The sequence below is a fragment of the Rhizobium sp. BK098 genome (assembly GCF_014193155.1).
Classification (GTDB): domain Bacteria; phylum Pseudomonadota; class Alphaproteobacteria; order Rhizobiales; family Rhizobiaceae; genus Rhizobium.
Genome location: NZ_JACHYY010000003.1, coordinates 86,295 through 102,818 on the forward strand (window position 1 = coordinate 86,295; position 16,524 = coordinate 102,818).

Sequence of the window (16,524 nt, forward strand, 5' to 3'; positions counted from 1 at the left end):
CTTGATGAGACGTCAGATTGCGGCGAGCAGTGCCGCGGTGATCGCGTCGGTCGGGTCTTTGCCCGGAATCGTGCCGATGCCGCTTGCGGTTGTCGCCTCGATCGCCGCCATGACGGCATTTGCCGCGGCCTGCTCGCCCAGATGTTCGAGCATCATGGCGCCGGACCACACCGTGGCGATCGGGTTGGCGATGCCGAGATGGGCAATATCGGGCGCAGACCCGTGCACGGGTTCGAACATCGAGGGAGCGTTCCGCTCGGGGTTGATATTGGCCGATGCCGCGAAACCGAGGCCGCCCTGGATTGCTGCGCCGAGATCCGTGAGGATGTCGCCGAAGAGGTTGGATGCGACGACCACGTCGAGGGTTTCCGGCGCCATCACCATGCGGGCCGCCATGGCATCGATGTGATAACTCGTGACCTCGACATCGGGATAATCCTGCGCGAGCTGCCGGGTAATGTCGTCCCAGAAGACCATCGAATGCTTCTGGGCGTTGGATTTCGTCACCGAGGCGAGCTTGCCGCGGCGGGTCCTTGCTTGCTCGAAGGCGAAACGCAGGATGCGCTCGACGCCCTTGCGGGTGAAGATCGACGTTTCGACCGCGACTTCGTCGAGAGTGCCTTGATGGATGCGGCCGCCTGCACCGGAATATTCGCCCTCGGTGTTTTCGCGGATGCAGAGAATGTCGAAGGCCGATGCCTTGAGCGGTCCCTGGACACCCGGCAGCAGGCGGTGTGGGCGAATATTGGCATATTGTACGAAGTTCTTGCGGATCGGCAGCAGCAGCCCGTGCAGGGATACCGCATCCGGCACTTCGGCCGGCCAGCCGACGGCTCCGAGCAGGATGGCATCGAAACCGCGTAGCGTTGCGATGCCGTCGGCGGGCATCATGGTGCCGGTTTCCTTGTAGAAGGCGCAGGACCAGGGAAATTCGGTGCCGTCAAGTATAAAGCCGCGGTTGCCAGCTGCCTTTTGCAGAACCGACCAGGCGGCGGCGGTCATGTCGCGACCGATGCCATCACCCGGGATCAATGCGATCTTGTAGGTTTTCATGTTCACTGTCCTTAAAGACTAATCAAAACGCTCTTGCTCTTGCGATTGGCCTGGAATGCCTCGCGGCCTAGATCCTTGCCGATACCGGACTGCTTATAGCCGCCGGTCGGCAGGATGTGGTCAAGTGAGCGGCTATAGCGGTTGACCCAGATGGTACCGGCTTGGAGACGGCGGGTCAGCCGGATGGCGCGGGAGAGGTCGCGGGTGAAGAGGCCTGCCGCGAGCCCGTAGCTTGGATGGTCGGCAAGCTGCAGGGCTTCCTCTTCGTCCTCGAATGTCTGGAACGTCAGCACCGGACCGAAGATCTCCTCGATGATGGCTGGAGAAGTCTGATCGACTCCGGCCATCAGTGTCGGGGCGTAGAAATAGCCCGGTGCGTCCATGATTGCGCCGCCGGCAAGACATTCTCCGCCGGCCGCGACGGTGGCGGAGACGATCGCATCGATACGCTGTCTCTGCTTCTCCGATATGATGGGGGAGTAGCGGCTTGCGGCATCCCAGGTGGGACCGGGAGCAACGCCCTTCATCCGATTTCGGATGGCGTCGATCAGTTCGGCCGCTATCTTTTTCTCGACGATGAGCCTCGATCCGGCGACGCAGGCCTGACCGGCATTGCCGACGATACTGGCCGTAACGGCCGCGGCCGCCTTGTCTAGGTCCGCGTCGGCAAAGACGATCTGCGGGCTCTTGCCGCCGAGCTCCAGCGTCATTGGCTTTATTCCCGTACGGGCGATGTTTTCCATGATCGCCGATCCAGCCCGGCCCGAGCCGGTAAAGCTGATCTTGGCGATGTCGGGATGGCCGGTGATAGCGTGGCCGGTCGTCGCGCCGTCACCCAGTACCACGTTGATTAGGCCGGCGGGAAGGCCGGCACGCACGGCGAGCTCTGCCAGATAGATGGATGAAAACGGCGTCATTTCGGATGGCTTCAGGATGACGGCATTTCCGGCAGCCAGCGCCGGGCCAAGTTTCCAGGCGGCCATGTTGATCGGAAAGTTCCAGGGCGTGATGGCACCCACCACCCCGTAGGGCTCGGTCATGATCATGCCGATATTGCCGTCGTCGGTCGGCACGAGGTCGCTGCCTTCCTTGTCGGCAAATTCGGCGAAGAAGCGGATCTGCTCTGCCGAGATCGCGATATCGCCCTCGACAAGCTGGCCGACGGGGCGCGTCGAAGCGACGGCCTCTAGCCTTGCCAGCGTTTCGGCTTCCTCCTCGATGAGGTTGGCCCAACGGTGCAGGATATTCAGGCGCTCGCGTGGACGGACCCCGCCCCAATTGCTTTGCTTCAGCGCGGCCTTGGCCGTCTGAACGGCCTGGTCGACAATGGAGGCATCCGCGACAGGGCATTCGGCATAGGCCTTGCCATCCGAGGGGCGGTGCATCGGAATGACACCGTTCGCGGCAATGAAATGCTCGCCGATGAAATGCCCGACGGGGAGCGAAAGACTATCGGGATCGAAGCTCAGGTCCATAATGATACCTCCGGTCAATTTACAGAGATGCTATAGGATCGGCGAAGTAGCTTGATCCGATCGCGTCGGCTGTCGCGGCGGAAAAAGCCGTTTTGAGAAGGTCCCGCAGTGTATTCTTTGGTCAGGCCAGATGCGGCGCGGGCTCAGAGGCCGCGCCGAGGTAGCAAAGCTCAAGGGGTGACGGTCACGTAGATTTTCCGGACCGTTTCGATCGTCTTCCAGATTCCGACGAAGCCCGGTTTCATGACGAAGCTGTCGCCCGCCTTATAGACGACGGACTCGCCGCCTTCCGGTGTCAATTCGACGACGCCGGAGAGAATATGGCAGAATTCGAAGGTTTCGCCCTTGATCGAACGGCTGACACCGGGTGTGGCTTCCCATACGCCGGTGTGCACAGTCTCGTTGCGCGCAACGTCCTGTGCCCAGGTCTTAAGCTTCGGATCGCCCGAGATCAGTCGCTCCGGAGCGACGACGTTTTCGCGCGCTGCGAAGGAAGGGTTGGGGTCAATCGTCTTGAGGAGGGACATAGAGTTCCTTTCGGGTTGGCGATCAGTAGCCGCGGCGGCGGTCGACGAGGCCGAACGGGTCCAAGCCCGCCCGGATCCTCTTGATATTGTCGATGACGGCGCGCGCGGCACTATGGGGCTGGGTGACGCTCGCAATATGCGGCGTCAGCAGGATGCGGTCGTGGTTCCAGAACGGATGTCCGGTCGGCAGCGGTTCGGGATCGGTGACATCGATCACGGCGCCGGCAAGCCGGCCACTGTCGAGCGCTGCCAGGAGATCTTCTGACACAAGCTGCGGTCCGCGGCCGACATGCACAAGGCTTGCACCCTGCGGCAGTTTTTCGAAGAGATCGACGTTGAGAAAACCGCGAGTTTCGTCGGTCAGCGGCAGGAGGCAGATCACGATATCGGTCGTGGAAAGCATAGCGTGGAGTCCAGCTTCGCCGACAAAACAGGTAACGCCCTCCAGTTCGCGTTGATTGCGGCTCCAGCCGGAAAGCACAAAGCCGAACGGCTTCAGTCTTTCGAGCACAGCCTGACCAAGGTTCCCGAGCCCCAGCACGCCGATGCGACGCTCGTGAGCCTGAACCTGCGGCAAGGCACTCCAGACCTGACGGTGCTGCTGGCTGAGATAGGAGGGCAGATTGCGGTGGAGTGCGAGGACGCCAAGCGTCACATATTCCTGCATCATGCGCGTAATGCCGTCTTCGACCATACGCACGACTTTTACGTGATCGGGGACATTTGTCGTATCGAACTGATCGATGCCGGCACCGATTGAAAACAGAACTTCGAGATTGCGGTAGCGCGGCAAGTCGTCCGGAACCGTCCAGGTGATCAGATAGCGTACGGCATCCGGGTCGACGGACGTCGGATCCATGGAGAAGGAGAGATCCGGCAGCTCGCGGGCGAAGGCTTGCTGAAAGATATGGCCGCGGCGGGCATCCGAATTGAAGAGGAACGTCATGGGCTTCTATCCTTCGGTCTTACGGCATCACGCCAGGCAACGACGGCCGAGAGCCTCGATCATGGCCTGGCAGGCGTCGAGTTCGTGCGTGAGGATGAATTCGTTCGGCTTGTGTGCGCGAGCGATATCGCCCGGACCGCAAATGATCGCCTCAAGGCCGGCACGCTGGTAGAGCCCGGCTTCAGTGCCAAAGCTGACGGCTGCCAGCGGTTCGATGCCAGTCAGCTCGGCCAGGAGACCGGCAAGATGCACTGTCCGCGGAAGGGAGAGGGCGGGGTAAGAACTCAGCTCCTCCCATTGCACCTGAAAGCCCCGACGCTCAAGTGCTGCAGCGGCCTCGTGCACCGGTAGGAGCAGTGCCGCCGGGTCCGCACCGGAAATTGCCCGCGCTTCGACTTCGAGCGTGCAGAGATCTGGAATGATATTGAGGGCCTGCCCGCCGTGAATGGTGCCGACAGAGATCGATGAATAAGGCGGCTCGAACTCCGCTTCGAATGGCCCCTGGGCCAGAGAATGCGCGGTCGAAACGGCGGCCTGCAAAACCTCGGCGGCGGCATGGATTGCGTTGAGACCGAGATCGGGCCGCGACGAATGACCGGAGCGTCCTTTCAAGATGATGCGCGCGGCTGATTTCCCTTTATGTGCGAGGATGGCCCGCATGTTGCTGGGTTCTCCGACAATGATGCCGAGCGGCGTCTCGCAAAGCTCCGGCAGGCGCGCAATGAGATGCGGTACGCCGCGGCAGCCTGCTTCCTCGTCATAGGAGAAGGCTAGATGGATCGGCCGCATCAGAGGGCTTGCGGCGAGCATTGGTACGGCCGCCAGAGACGCAGCCAGAAAGCCCTTCATATCGCTGGTGCCGCGGCCATAGAGTCTATCTCCATCGGCCCGCAGCGCGAAGGGGTTGCTGGTCCATCCCGTTTCGTTGGCCGGCACGACATCCATGTGACCGGAGAGGACATAACCGCCTATATCACGGGGACCGATCGTGGCAAAAAGGTTCGACCGGTCTCCCTCGGGGCCAGCAAGGATATCAACCGTGGCGCCGAAGGACTTCAGGTAGGCGGAGATCCACTCGACGATCTCGGCATTGGGCGTTCCAACGACGGAATCGAAGCCGACCAGTTTTGCCAGAATGTCCGATGCCTGCATTGGTGTTGCCAATCTCCGATTGCCGTCCTCGTCTGTGCAAGCGACGTCTTGATCAAAGGAAGGTTAAGCCTCAATCAGTAGAATACCTGCCGAAAGTATGGATCATACGGTGAATTCTTGCGCCGCCGTTTGCATAGGCAGTGAAATGTTTCGTTGAGTCTCGGCTAAGCTCGCCAAAGCATGATGCCGGCGTGAGCGAATATGCAGCCGGGAGGATCGGATGGCGTCTGGATCACCAATGGACACAAAAATACCCGAAAAGCTGCATGTCGATGCATTCGAACTGCGCTTTGCTGACATCTCAGAGGTCTCTTTGTCGCAGCTTCAGGCTCTCTCGATGTCGGTCGGGTGGCCGCATCGATCGCAGGACTGGCAGCACCTGCGGGATGTCGGCCGCGGCTTCGTGGCGCTTGACGAAATCGGCAGGGTTTCCGGTTCCACCATGTGGTTCCCGCACGAGGAGAGCTTCGCCACATTCGGAATGCTGATCACCGCGCCGCGCCTGCAGACGAACGGTACGGCGGAGTGGCTGGTTAAGCGGATGCTGGAGGAATGCCACCATGAACGGATACGGTTGAATGCGACAAGAGCGGCACGCCGGATGTGTGCAACTTTTGGATTTATGCCGAAACAGACGGTCTTCCAGTGTCAGGGGGAAATTCTATCCGTACCTCAGGCGGGCGATATCAGGCCGGGGCTTGATCTTAGGCGGCTCGAACGCAGCGATCTGGATGCGGTTGCGGCCCTGGACGAGCCTGCTTTCGGTACGCTGCGCTATCAACATCTCAAGCGATTGTTTGAAAGCTCCATCTGCTACGGTCTTTATGATGGTGGCAGGCTAATGGCTTATTCCATGCGGCGCCGGTTTGGCCGCGGTCACGTCGTCGGTCCTGTCGTCGCGTATTGCGAGGAAGACGCGATTGCTGTCGTTCATCCGCATGTCGTAGCGCATGTCGGCAGTTTTTTGCGCCTCGACACCCATTTTGGTGCCGGACTGTTCGCCAGTTTTATCCAGCAAAGCGGAATGTCCGTCTTTGACACCGTGACCACTATGGTTTCCTCTGAGAGGGCCTCCTATGGAGCCCCGAACACAGGTTCTCCGATCGTATTTGCTCTTGCGTCGCAGTCTTTCGGATAATTGCAAGGAAGTTCCCTCAGTTATCAATAGCCCTGCCGGTGGAAGCTGAAGCTGTTTCCCCGGTGATGTCAGGTTAGCGATAGCTCAAGGTCTTGGTTGATAATCGCATTCATGATCCAGGCCCTGTCAGTTATAAGCGGCATCGTTTTCCGCCCGCTGTGATTGGCCATGCAGTCTGGCTATATGCGCGATTTCCGCTGAGCCTGCGGCTGGTGGAAGAGATGCTGCCGGAGCGCGGCATCGTCGTTTCTTATGAGACGGTTTGATGCTGGGCGAGAAAGTTCGGCCCGGACTATGCCGGCCGTTTCCGGCGGAAATCGCCGAGCGCCAGCGATGTATGGTATCTCGACGAAGTGGCCGTGACGATTGGCGGATTGCAGCGCTTCGTGTCCGTCTTCTCGGCGGTCGGAAATCTCTTCGTTCCGCCTCACTCAAAACGCTCAGCTATCGCCGTCCATTTACATCGCCTAAGCGCCATATCGCATTGGAAGGCCGTTGCTGGCATGGCCAGCTGATCCAAGCGCATCTGTCCAAAATACTCTCCGCAGAATTAACCTGACATCACCCACGAGAATGCTGCCGCTGAACCGCACGGAGTGAGGATGAGCCCGGTTAAATGCAAAACGACATTGGGAAACGGGCGCTCCCGGAGAAATATCTCGTTCTCGTCGAGAAGAATGTCGTCTGCGCGATGCCGCGGCGGCTCTCCGAATTTGCAGCCGCATAATATAGCGGATTGGAAACTCCTGGCGTTGTGTAAAATTGATCTTGGGTGCCTTGCTGGAAGATTGTGAATTCGAGGGAAACCTGCGAACATGAAGGCAGTTTTTCTCCTGATGGTTTCTTTATGAACAAAAAACCGGATGTAATCGACGTTGAGCTTGGATTGCGCATCCGACTGCGTCGCGAGGAATTGTCAATTACGCAGGATGTATTGGCCGAGAAGCTTCGCATAAGGCCCCAAGAGCTCGAGAAATACGAATGCGGCTTCGAGAAAATCAGCGCCAGTCGCCTTCTGCATGTTTCCGAAATTCTCGATGTCCCAATCATGTTTTTCTTCAAAAGCGGATCGGACGAGGCGCTTCCCTCCAAGGAGGCGCTAGCTGGTTTTCGATTTGCGAAGCATCATAAAGCCGTTCTGCGAACAGCCTTATCGGGGATCGTGGACAAGCGGTTGCGGGCGAAGATCCTCGCCGTTGTGCAATCAAGCGAATCTGACAGTGAGCGCTGATCTGGTAAAATGACATTTCATTTAACGACCCTCGGAAGCTGTGCCCTTTACGATGAGAAGGGCGATCGTGTGAATGTGCCCAAACAGGCGCTGCTCATGCTTGCCTATCTCTGTGATTGCCGGCAATCGATACCACGCAAGGAGTTGGCAGCATTTCTCTGGTCCGGCAATCTTCAAGCGGCCGGCGTCAACTTGAGATCGACCCTGCTGCGTTTGGCGACTGCGACGTCCAAATCCCCCCAGCCGCTGATCAGCGGCGTCGCTGCGAACATCGCTTTGAATTTCGACGCGCTGCGCTGCGATCTGGATACCATCGAAAATGCGTCCGGCGTTGCCAAGCTTAGCGCCCTTAGCGATGCGGTTGCCAAGAATTTTCTACCCATTTACGGCAGCGGCTCTACAGCTGTGGCCGTCTGGGTACGCGACGTGCGCGCACGGCTCGCGGGAGAGCTGAGAACCGAATTCTTCAAGGCGCTGAATGAACCCTCGTCGCCTCAATATCGCGGTGAATTGAAGCGTGCAGCCACGCTTCTGTTGGACAGGGATCACTCCGATGATGAGGTCAGGATAGCGCTTGGCGAGAAAATCACTTCTTACATTCAGGTGATCGGCGAAACGAAAGATCCGACTTCAAGCCACCCGGCTGAAGACACGATTCCGCTCTCCGCCGACGGCAGGGTGCCCCGTATCGCCCTGCTTCCTCCCGAGACGCTGGAGGCGGCAGAGCGAGCCGGCTCGGTTGCCAATGCGGTCATCGAAGACCTCACGATCAGCCTTTGCGTCGATCGAAGCGTCTCCGTGGTCGCTCCCTACACGGCTGAGCAGATTCGGTCTTCCAACGACAAGGCGGGGCTTCTCAGGCAACATAACGTGGTCTACGCGCTCGATACGAAGAGGACTGGCGACAGTCTTTTTGCGCAGCTGATTTTCATGCCGCGCGACGAGATTGTTTGGGCAACGCGCGTTCAATTGGATAGCGCGGCCATAACGGAGCATCGCAACGAGATCGCCACTGCGATTCAGCACTCCATCATCGAGCGTGTGGGCGCCTTCCACCACATAGTTTCCGATTTCAGCTGCAAGCCTCAGGCCTATTTTGCTTATCTTGAGGGCGTGCAATGCCTGTCCCGACTGGGCCTTCAGAATGTCCGCCGTGCGCGCAAACACTTCAGGGAAGCTCTTGAGCACGAGCGCGGTTTCGCGGCTGCCCTTGCGGGCATCGCCCGAACCTTGACCATGGAATGGGTTTTGACGGCCCGGGGCGACAGCGATCTGTTGAGCCAGGCGGAAAAAATGGCGGCGGATGCGATCCGCGATGACAGTCGGTTTGCCGGAGGTTTCAAGGAAATTGGGGTTGCTCGGCTTTATCGCGGAAATATCGACGGTAGCCTAGAGGCCTTGTCGAATGCCGAGGATCTTAGCCCCCACTACGCGGATGTCATTTGTAGTCATGCCGACAGTCTCACCCATGGCGCCAATCCGAAAGCGGCATTGGCAAAGGTCGCAATGGCTCTCGATCTCAATCCGCTTGCTCCGGACTATTATTACTGGACCGCAGCGGGAGCCAGCTATTTCCTTGGGGAGTATACGGAAGCATTGGCTTATCTTGACAGGATGAGAGAGCCGGGACCGGCAAGCAGGCTCGCGGCGGCAAGCTGGGCAATGCTTGGCGATGCTGCCAAGGCCAAGACATATAGGCTGCGCGCCTTACGCGATAATCCGAATTTCGATCTTGAGGCATGGCTGTCCATGATTCCAAACAAGGAAAAGTGGCAGACTGAGCATTACAGGGAAGGCCTGCTGAAGGCCGGGTTTTGAAAGGAAGATATTATGGCAGGCGCAGTGTTGCTTGGAATCAAGGGCCAAGAAGGGCTTTGGCTGGTTGACCTCGAAAAGGGGACTGTCGTCCGATACACGCGGCGGCTGTCGGGTGATCTGGCGAAGGCGGCCTCCTGGCGGGCCAAAGGGGTTAGAGTGGAGAAAGATGTCGATTTCGCTGTGGCGTTAAGGTCGGCAAGCTCCGCGGCCTCGGGCCTTTATGAGGGCTAGGCGCTCGTTCATCCGTGTCGAACAATTTTAGAGCATGCCCCCCTCGGGAAACCTTGTCGAGGGTTTCGCCCTATCTGGAGCGGCTTGGCATAACCCGTGTGGGCCGCCAGACCGAACTCGATCGCATAGGCATTCCCGTTTGGTGTGCCTACGCCCCGAATTCCAGGGCGATCGTCATCGCTCAGGGAAAAGGTCTGGACGACGTCTCCGCGAAGACATCCGCCGTGATGGAAGCGGTCGAGCGATCGGTCGCGACCCAACCTTTCTGTTCAGCATTGATGGCAAGCCAGGATGATCTTGCCGCAAGCGACCATGCCACGGATTGCCTGGAGGATCTGCTGGCGATCGGCGCGCAACCGGTAGAAGCCGGTGAACAGATCAGATGGTCTCAAGCCCACGATCTGGCAAAGAACGTCTCGATATTCGTACCTTTCGAGGCCGTTCATCTTGACAGGACGCATGTCAGCCCACGCTTTTGGGTATCATCGGACGGATTGGCGTCGGGGAATACCTGGCATGAGGCAGTCCTGCACGGGCTGCTGGAGCGGGTAGAGCGGGATGCTTGCGTCCTTTGGAACGTCGACGAGCCGGAGTATCGGTATGCACGCCGGATAGATCCACAAAGCATCGAAGATAACGATATTCGCGAGATGTTGGAGAAGATTTTCTCCGCCGATTTCGATGTCGCCCTTTTCGATGTGACGAGCGATTTGGCCGTTGCCGCCGTCGTCGCGTTGCTACGGCCGAAAGGCGATGACGGTTCGCTCAGATATGTCGACTTGACCATGGGGGCAGGCGCATCCTTGTCCCCCTATGTGGCCGCAGCCCGGGCAATTTCCGAGGCCGTGCAGTCGCGGATGACCTTCATCGCCGGTGCCAGAGATGATCTTGTCCCGGAGTTGTTCTCACGCCGCGCTGATCCAGCCCACCTGCTGTCGTTTCGGGCGCGATATACGACGAACCTCGATGAACTGCCATCGATGCCTATCGGGCCTGCGCAGGATGCGCTCGACCATCTTGTCGAGGCTCTGTCGGAGCGCGGGATCGACCAACTTTATGCAATCGAGCTCGCACCTGAATGGCTGCCGGCATCGGTCGCAAAGGTTTTCGCGCCCCAACTCGAACATCCGGATGGGAACCGCCGAACTCGTTTTGGCAGTCGCGCATTCTCGGCGAGCCTCTTATGAAAGTGATCTTTGTAGGCCCGAGCCTGCCCGATGCCGACGCTTTCGCAGACGACACGATGATTATACGGCCCCCGGCGCGTCAGGGCGACGTCGTCAGAGCCCTTGAGGATGGGGCGACGGCCATCGGCCTTGTCGACGGCCAGTTCGAGTTTGTCGCGCCGGTGTGGCATAAGGAGTTGCTCTTTGCCTTATCCAGAGGTGTCCCGGTGTTCGGGGCAGCCAGTATGGGAGCGCTCCGCGCAGTGGAGTGCCAGGCTTACGGCATGGTCGGCGTTGGCAGGATCTTCGATGACTATGCTTCTGGACGCCGGGTGGATGATGCGGATGTCGCCCTCCTTCATGGCCCGGCGGAACTGGGTTATCCGGCCTTGTCAGTCCCGCTGGTCAATGTTGATGCGACGATCGAAGCTGCAATTGACCAAGGCGTTATCGGTGGAGAAGTCGCTCTACAGCTCTCCCAAGCAGCCCGTCGTGTATTCTTCAAGGACCGGACCTGGAGGCGTGTTGCCGAAACCAGCAGTATGGACACAGGGCAGGTTAGGGCTCTCGTCGCAACTGCGTGGAGTGACCAGAAGCGCCAGGATGCGATAGAGCTGATGCGCGCAATAGCGGAGATACCATCATCGGCACCTAAGGCGGGCTGGTCCTTCAATGCAACTCCGCTGTGGCGCGAACTCTTCCCACAATTTTGCCGCACGTAGCCGATTCTCTAGTGCAGGCTTTGCGTGTGCAACGCTTTTGCAACGCACCTCATCACTTGAAATATGCCAATCTCGCCGCAGGAAATTTTGTTGGGGGCTTTAAGAGTGATTGATTTTGAAAGTCATGAGCGTCATTGCGAGATCTTGGCGCTTATCAAAATGATGCAGTATGCCGGTCAGATCGCCAGCGGGCTCGATACGCCGCAGGCCGTGTTCCTGATAAAGGAGGCACAAGATGCTCTTCTTTCCGTCTTAAAGACCGAAAGCGCGGCGATCTCAAATGCACATCTGGGCGGGCTTGTCAGTAACACGCATGGTCACTGCTAGCAGGCTCTCGTCTTGCAGAAATTACCGATCAATACATTAACCGATGCCTGCTTGGCACTTGGAAACTTCAAGAGGTCTAGTTTGCTTCGAAGAATACCAGCCAGGGTGAGCCGGTCCGCGAAAAAAGTAAGCTCCGCTGATACAGGGGACATTGTTCTGGAATTTAAGGACCCTCATGGAAATATGAGGGTCGAATTCGTTCTGCTTGCAGCGATTATTGTTGCGTGGCTTACGATTGCCTGCACCATCTGCCTGTCGTTGAACTGGTTCTGATTTCTGGCTCGTGGCTTGCAGCGCGGCTGCGATTGTAGATCGGGTGAAACGTCTTAAGCGAAGACGGCGCGTTCGCGCTCGTATGTGGCGCGGAAATTTCTGGTCCCTCGGTCCGGAGGAAGCGCAGACCATGATTTCTTCCCCGGATCCGGGCGACAGACATATGTCTATTCGCCAAGTAAGTTCAGCCCAAAGCTCTTGCCGATAGACTACGCGATTTGCGTCCGGCAGGCCCGTGGCCGCAGTACGCAGTTCGCGATACCGGCTTGAGGTGACGTCGGGGCGCGGTCCTGCATGGGGCCGAGGCATCGCAAATGTCGCTTCGGCTTGGAGCATTTCACGATTCATTCTCGCCGCTGGATTGGTTGGTGCGAAACAGCCCGTATATTTTTAGGGGCATTAATCCTGTTTCAACAAAGCTGGGCTAATTATTCCTTTGATTGGGCAGGGCATGATGCGCCTGTGATCGGGCGGTGCCTCGATGGCTCACGGACTGCTTTTCTTTTAGAAAATTTCACCTCAAGAGCTCCAGAAGTACGTGTTTTGGTGAAGCGGGTTAGCGTTACAGCACCCCGAACGTAGGTGAGCAATTATGATTTTTTCTCTTCGCAATATACTTCTTGGGATTTTCCTTTTTCTCAGCATTGCCCTATGCGTGCTAACGGGATCTTCGACGCTTGATGCCTATCGCGATGCAGGCAAGTATGCCGACGTCTCGAAGTTCACCATGCTAGACCGCGCGCTCTTCCAAACACTCGCGAATTTTCGCAACGAGCGAGGTGACGGGTCGTCGCTCGCCAAACTTGAGCTTGGCGCGCAAGATGCAACGCTTACCTTGCTGAAAACGGACAGGGGCATCGTCGACAAATATATGGCTGATGCAAAATCGGTCTTTGCAAACATCGACGACCCGACGCTCAAAGCTCCGATTGCCGATGTCATGAACGCCTATGATCGCGTGGTCGCATTCCGCTCAAAGCTCGACAACGAAGTCTCTAAGAAGCTTGCTGATCGTGACCCGACATTACAGGCCACGACGCTGGACCTCGGTCAGCAGTTCTTGACCGCATTGGAGACAGGTTCGACCGCCATTGAAAACCGGATTCGCGCGAGCGATCCTTCAATGACGGCCCTTATTCAGATCCGTGCGCTGACATGGTACACGCGCGCAACGGCCGGTGCTGCAAACTTGTTGTACGTCAACACACTCGCCTCTGGAGAGGCGATGAAGCCTGAGGATGTCAGCAAGATCCAACAATTCGATTACGCCGCGAACTTCACCTGGGGGCAGATCGGCACTCTGGTCAATCATCCGTCGACACCACAGGTCGTCAAAGACGCCTATAAAATCAGCAGCACGACCTTTTTCAGCGGTGATTTTGCAGCAAAACACAATGCATTGCTTGCGAAGTTCGCAGCCGGTGAGAAGAAAGCCATGTCTCTCGACGACTGGCGTCCGGTCGGCAATGCCGCCCTTCTGACGATCACGAACACCGCCGCGGCAGCAGCAGATGGCATGGTCGCCAATGCAGCCGCCAGCCAGAGTGATGCATTCGTCAGTTTCATCGCCTACGGGCTCACTTTCCTTGTTGCCGTCGCCCTGAGCATTACGGGCATCTGCGTCATCATCTATCGCGTCACCAAGCCCGTCGGGGTGCTAACTCATTCCATGACCGAACTCGCCCAAGGCAACCTCTCGGTCTCAATCGGTGGCGTCGAACGGCGCGACGAGATCGGCGCCATGGCCCGTTCCGTGCAGATTTTCCAACAGGCAGCCTTGCGCAACAAGGCGCTGGAAGCGGAAGCTGCCGAGGCACGCATTACATCGGAGAATGAACGCGTCGAAGTCCAGCGCCGTGCCGAGGCAGAGGCAGAAGAGAGGCTGCTGCAGGCAACGGGTTCGCTCGCGACGGGACTTCGTCATTTGGCATCCGGCAACCTGCGCTGTGAGATCGAAACGCCGCTGGCTGCGCAGTTCGAAGCTCTGCGTCACGACTTCAATTCATCGGTCAGCCAGCTGCGCGCTGCCATGTCCCAGGTCGGCCAGGCCGCGTCGCTGGTAAACAGCGGTAGCTACGAGATCTCGCAGGCTTCCGACAATCTCTCCAAGCGAACGGAGCAGCAGGCCGCCTCGCTGGAAGAGACAGCAGCAGCGCTCGAAGAGGTAACGGCCAACGTTCAGTCGACCTCCAAACGAGCTGGCGATGCACGTGACCTGGTACGTGGTGCCCGATCACGGGCAGAAAACTCCAGCCAGGTCGTCGGCAATGCCGTCAGCGCCATGGGAAGAATTGAGCATTCGTCCAAGCAGATCAGCCAGATCATCAGCGTGATCGACGAGATCGCCTTCCAGACCAACCTGCTTGCGCTTAACGCCGGCGTCGAGGCGGCGCGTGCGGGCGAAGCCGGTAAAGGCTTTGCCGTTGTCGCCCAGGAGGTCCGCGAGCTGGCCCAGCGTTCGGCCAATGCCGCCAAAGAGATCAAGGCCCTGATCGGCAACTCCGAAGTCGCAGTCAGCGAAGGCGTGAAGCTCGTCAACGACACCGGCGAGGGTCTCTCAGCTATCGCCGACCTGGTCCTGCAGATCAATCAGCACATGGATGCGATTGCAACCGCCGCTCAGGAGCAGTCCATGGGTCTTTCCGAGATCAACAGTGCCGTCAATCATATGGACCAGGCGACACAGCAGAATGCCGCCATGGTCGAAGAGATGAATGCGGCCGGCGCAGGTTTGGCCGAAGAGAGCAAGCGTCTTGGCGAGCTTCTGAGCGCATTCCGCACAGGCGAAGCCGAGCGCATGGAGCCGCAGGCGAGGCCCGTGGCCCGGCCTGCCTCCGCCCCGACAACAGGCCGGCTTGCTGCGCGCCCCGCTCCCGCTACGCAGGGCAATGCTGCACTTAAACATCTCCAGCAAGAGTGGTCGGAGTTCTGATTGGTCTGATGTGAAGACGGATGCCGCAATTCTACCGCGGCTCATCAAGCGAAGATTGGCCCGGACACTTTGTGCGGGCCATTTTCGTTAAGCCAATTCGGCGTCTCGCGGCCGCATCACTCGAACTTGACTAAGTCCTTAAAGATCAAGTGCCCCCAGCTCTTTCCGCGCGCGTGCACAAGCAATCCACCCTCCGAAAGTCCGCCGAGTTGGATGGGCGCGAAACCGAGCCTTTCCGCAAGCGCGCCAATCTCGTCTGCCGCAGCGACGTCGTCGCTCGCCAGGAACACGACCCTCCTGCCGCCATGGACAGCCGGATCCTGGTCAAGAACGGCGGCAGCCAGATGGTTGAAGCCCTTGACCAACCTTGCGCCAGAGAATGCCTGCCCGACGGCCTTGGAAGAAGGGTGCCCTCCCAGTTGCTCAGGGGGCACGCCGTAGGCATTGGTCACATCGACGATCGTCTTCCCCTGCCAGGTGGGGAGCGCCTTCGCGACCTCCGGGTGCTGTTCGAAACGGACAGCCAAAAAGATGATGTCCGCCTTGACGGCGTCCGCCAGTGTTTTGGCCATGACCTTAGGCCCGATCGCGGCCGCATCAGCTGCAAAGCTCTCCGGGTCCCGCGTGGTTGCAACAGATACTTCGATGCCCTTGCGGGCAAAGGCCTTGGCCAGCGCTCGGCCGATATTGCTGAAGCCGATGATTGCATAGCTCATAATGCTTTTCCTATCCTGTGTTGACGTTGGCTCAGACCTGCGCCCAACCGCCATCGACGGCGAGATCTATACCGGTGATGTAGGAGCTTTCATCGGAGGCGAGGAAGGTGAGGGCGGCTGCGATTTCCTCTGGCTTGCCCCTGCGACCCATTGGGATCTGAGACGCAAACTGGGCGACTGCCTCCTCGGCTTGCTCTGCGGTGAGGCCGGCCGTTGTCGCCAAGGCGGGAGTCTCGATCGCGCCAGGGCTCATCGTATTGACGCGGATATTGCGATCCTTCAGCTCCAGGGTCCAGGACCGCGAGAAGCTGCGAACAGCCGCCTTGCTTGCTGCGTAGGCGCTGAACGCTGGCAGCCCCATCACGTTCGAGACCGAAGAGTTCAGGATAATCGATCCGCCGTCCTTGAAGAGAGGAAGGGCCTTTTGTACGGTAAAAAACAGCCCCTTAACATTCACATCAAAGGTCTGGTCAAAATGAGCCTCAGTAGCTGCCGCGAGTGGTGCGACCGTGCCTGCGCCCGCGTTTGCGAAGAGAATGTTGATGTGACCATGTTTCTCCTTCACGATGGCGTAGAGCCGGTCCAGATCTTCCAAGCGCGAGACGTCGCCCACGACCGTCGTCACGTTTTTCCCGATAAAGGCGGCGGCCTCTTGTAAGGCTTTCTCGCGTCGCCCGATAATCACGACCTGCGCACCTTCCTCCACGAAACGCTTGGCTGTGGCCAAGCCGATCCCGCTGCTTCCGCCCGTGATGACTGCGATTTTACCTTCGAGTGCATTCATAATCTTTTGTCCTTCGTTGTGTGTGAGATAGGC

At 58.5% G+C, this 16,524-nt stretch carries 15 protein-coding genes and 1 pseudogene; 9 read left to right on the plus strand and 7 right to left on the minus strand.

Annotated elements, in window-relative coordinates:
• Positions 1 to 12: 12 nt before the first annotated feature.
• From FHT73_RS09715 to argE, 5 genes are all read right to left on the minus strand, one after another.
• Positions 13 to 1,053 (minus strand): tartrate dehydrogenase, encoded by a 1,041-nt coding sequence (locus tag FHT73_RS09715; protein ID WP_183711249.1) that lies wholly within the window; start codon positions 1,051 to 1,053, stop codon positions 13 to 15.
• 11 nt (positions 1,054 to 1,064) lie between these two features.
• Positions 1,065 to 2,528 carry an aldehyde dehydrogenase family protein gene (locus FHT73_RS09720; protein ID WP_183711251.1) on the minus strand — a complete coding sequence of 488 codons (1,464 nt, stop codon included), beginning with the start codon at positions 2,526 to 2,528 and terminating at the stop codon, positions 1,065 to 1,067.
• A 170-nt stretch (positions 2,529 to 2,698) separates the two neighbouring features.
• A complete protein-coding gene (locus tag FHT73_RS09725; RefSeq protein ID WP_112608429.1) occupies positions 2,699 to 3,055 on the minus strand; it encodes a cupin domain-containing protein in 357 nt (118 codons plus the stop codon).
• Between the two features lie 22 nt (positions 3,056 to 3,077).
• A complete protein-coding gene (locus tag FHT73_RS09730) occupies positions 3,078 to 4,001 on the minus strand; it encodes a glyoxylate/hydroxypyruvate reductase A (protein WP_183711253.1) in 924 nt (307 codons plus the stop codon).
• Positions 4,002 to 4,028: 27 nt separating this feature from the next.
• On the minus strand, positions 4,029 to 5,153 hold the full coding sequence (gene argE / locus FHT73_RS09735; RefSeq protein WP_183711254.1) for an acetylornithine deacetylase: 1,125 nt from the start codon (positions 5,151 to 5,153) through the stop codon (positions 4,029 to 4,031).
• A 238-nt stretch (positions 5,154 to 5,391) separates the two neighbouring features.
• Between argE and FHT73_RS09740 the strand changes: the two genes are divergently transcribed.
• The 9 genes and pseudogenes from FHT73_RS09740 (at position 5,392) to FHT73_RS09775 (ending at position 14,991) form a co-directional block, all read left to right on the plus strand.
• Positions 5,392 to 6,291, plus strand: coding sequence for a GNAT family N-acetyltransferase (locus tag FHT73_RS09740; protein WP_246712090.1), 900 nt, complete (start codon positions 5,392 to 5,394; stop codon positions 6,289 to 6,291).
• A gap of 107 nt (positions 6,292 to 6,398) precedes the next feature.
• Positions 6,399 to 6,554 (plus strand): annotated as a pseudogene (locus FHT73_RS29450) (IS6 family transposase); the annotation flags it as partial.
• A 527-nt stretch (positions 6,555 to 7,081) separates the two neighbouring features.
• Positions 7,082 to 7,522 (plus strand): helix-turn-helix transcriptional regulator, encoded by a 441-nt coding sequence (locus FHT73_RS09745; protein ID WP_348648132.1) that lies wholly within the window; start codon positions 7,082 to 7,084, stop codon positions 7,520 to 7,522.
• Positions 7,523 to 7,531: 9 nt separating this feature from the next.
• Complete coding sequence (locus tag FHT73_RS09750) at positions 7,532 to 9,340, plus strand: hypothetical protein (RefSeq protein ID WP_183711258.1); 1,809 nt, start codon at positions 7,532 to 7,534, stop codon at positions 9,338 to 9,340.
• A 12-nt stretch (positions 9,341 to 9,352) separates the two neighbouring features.
• Positions 9,353 to 9,571 (plus strand): hypothetical protein, encoded by a 219-nt coding sequence (locus tag FHT73_RS09755; RefSeq protein WP_112336020.1) that lies wholly within the window; start codon positions 9,353 to 9,355, stop codon positions 9,569 to 9,571.
• 14 nt (positions 9,572 to 9,585) lie between these two features.
• Positions 9,586 to 10,758 carry a YcaO-like family protein gene (locus FHT73_RS09760; RefSeq protein WP_183711260.1) on the plus strand — a complete coding sequence of 391 codons (1,173 nt, stop codon included), beginning with the start codon at positions 9,586 to 9,588 and terminating at the stop codon, positions 10,756 to 10,758.
• Positions 10,755 to 11,459 (plus strand): TfuA-like protein, encoded by a 705-nt coding sequence (locus FHT73_RS09765; protein WP_183711262.1) that lies wholly within the window; start codon positions 10,755 to 10,757, stop codon positions 11,457 to 11,459. Before FHT73_RS09760 ends, FHT73_RS09765 begins: the two co-directional genes overlap by 4 nt.
• A gap of 105 nt (positions 11,460 to 11,564) precedes the next feature.
• Positions 11,565 to 11,786 (plus strand): hypothetical protein, encoded by a 222-nt coding sequence (locus FHT73_RS09770; RefSeq protein WP_183711264.1) that lies wholly within the window; start codon positions 11,565 to 11,567, stop codon positions 11,784 to 11,786.
• An 865-nt stretch (positions 11,787 to 12,651) separates the two neighbouring features.
• A complete protein-coding gene (locus FHT73_RS09775) occupies positions 12,652 to 14,991 on the plus strand; it encodes a HAMP domain-containing methyl-accepting chemotaxis protein (protein WP_112398841.1) in 2,340 nt (779 codons plus the stop codon).
• Between the two features lie 116 nt (positions 14,992 to 15,107).
• On the opposite strand, the gene FHT73_RS09780 is transcribed toward FHT73_RS09775, so the two are convergent.
• Both FHT73_RS09780 and FHT73_RS09785 read right to left on the minus strand, forming a co-directional pair.
• Positions 15,108 to 15,707 (minus strand): NADPH-dependent F420 reductase, encoded by a 600-nt coding sequence (locus FHT73_RS09780; protein WP_183711266.1) that lies wholly within the window; start codon positions 15,705 to 15,707, stop codon positions 15,108 to 15,110.
• Between the two features lie 31 nt (positions 15,708 to 15,738).
• Positions 15,739 to 16,491 carry a glucose 1-dehydrogenase gene (locus FHT73_RS09785; protein ID WP_183711268.1) on the minus strand — a complete coding sequence of 251 codons (753 nt, stop codon included), beginning with the start codon at positions 16,489 to 16,491 and terminating at the stop codon, positions 15,739 to 15,741.
• Between the last annotated feature and the right edge of the window lie 33 nt (positions 16,492 to 16,524).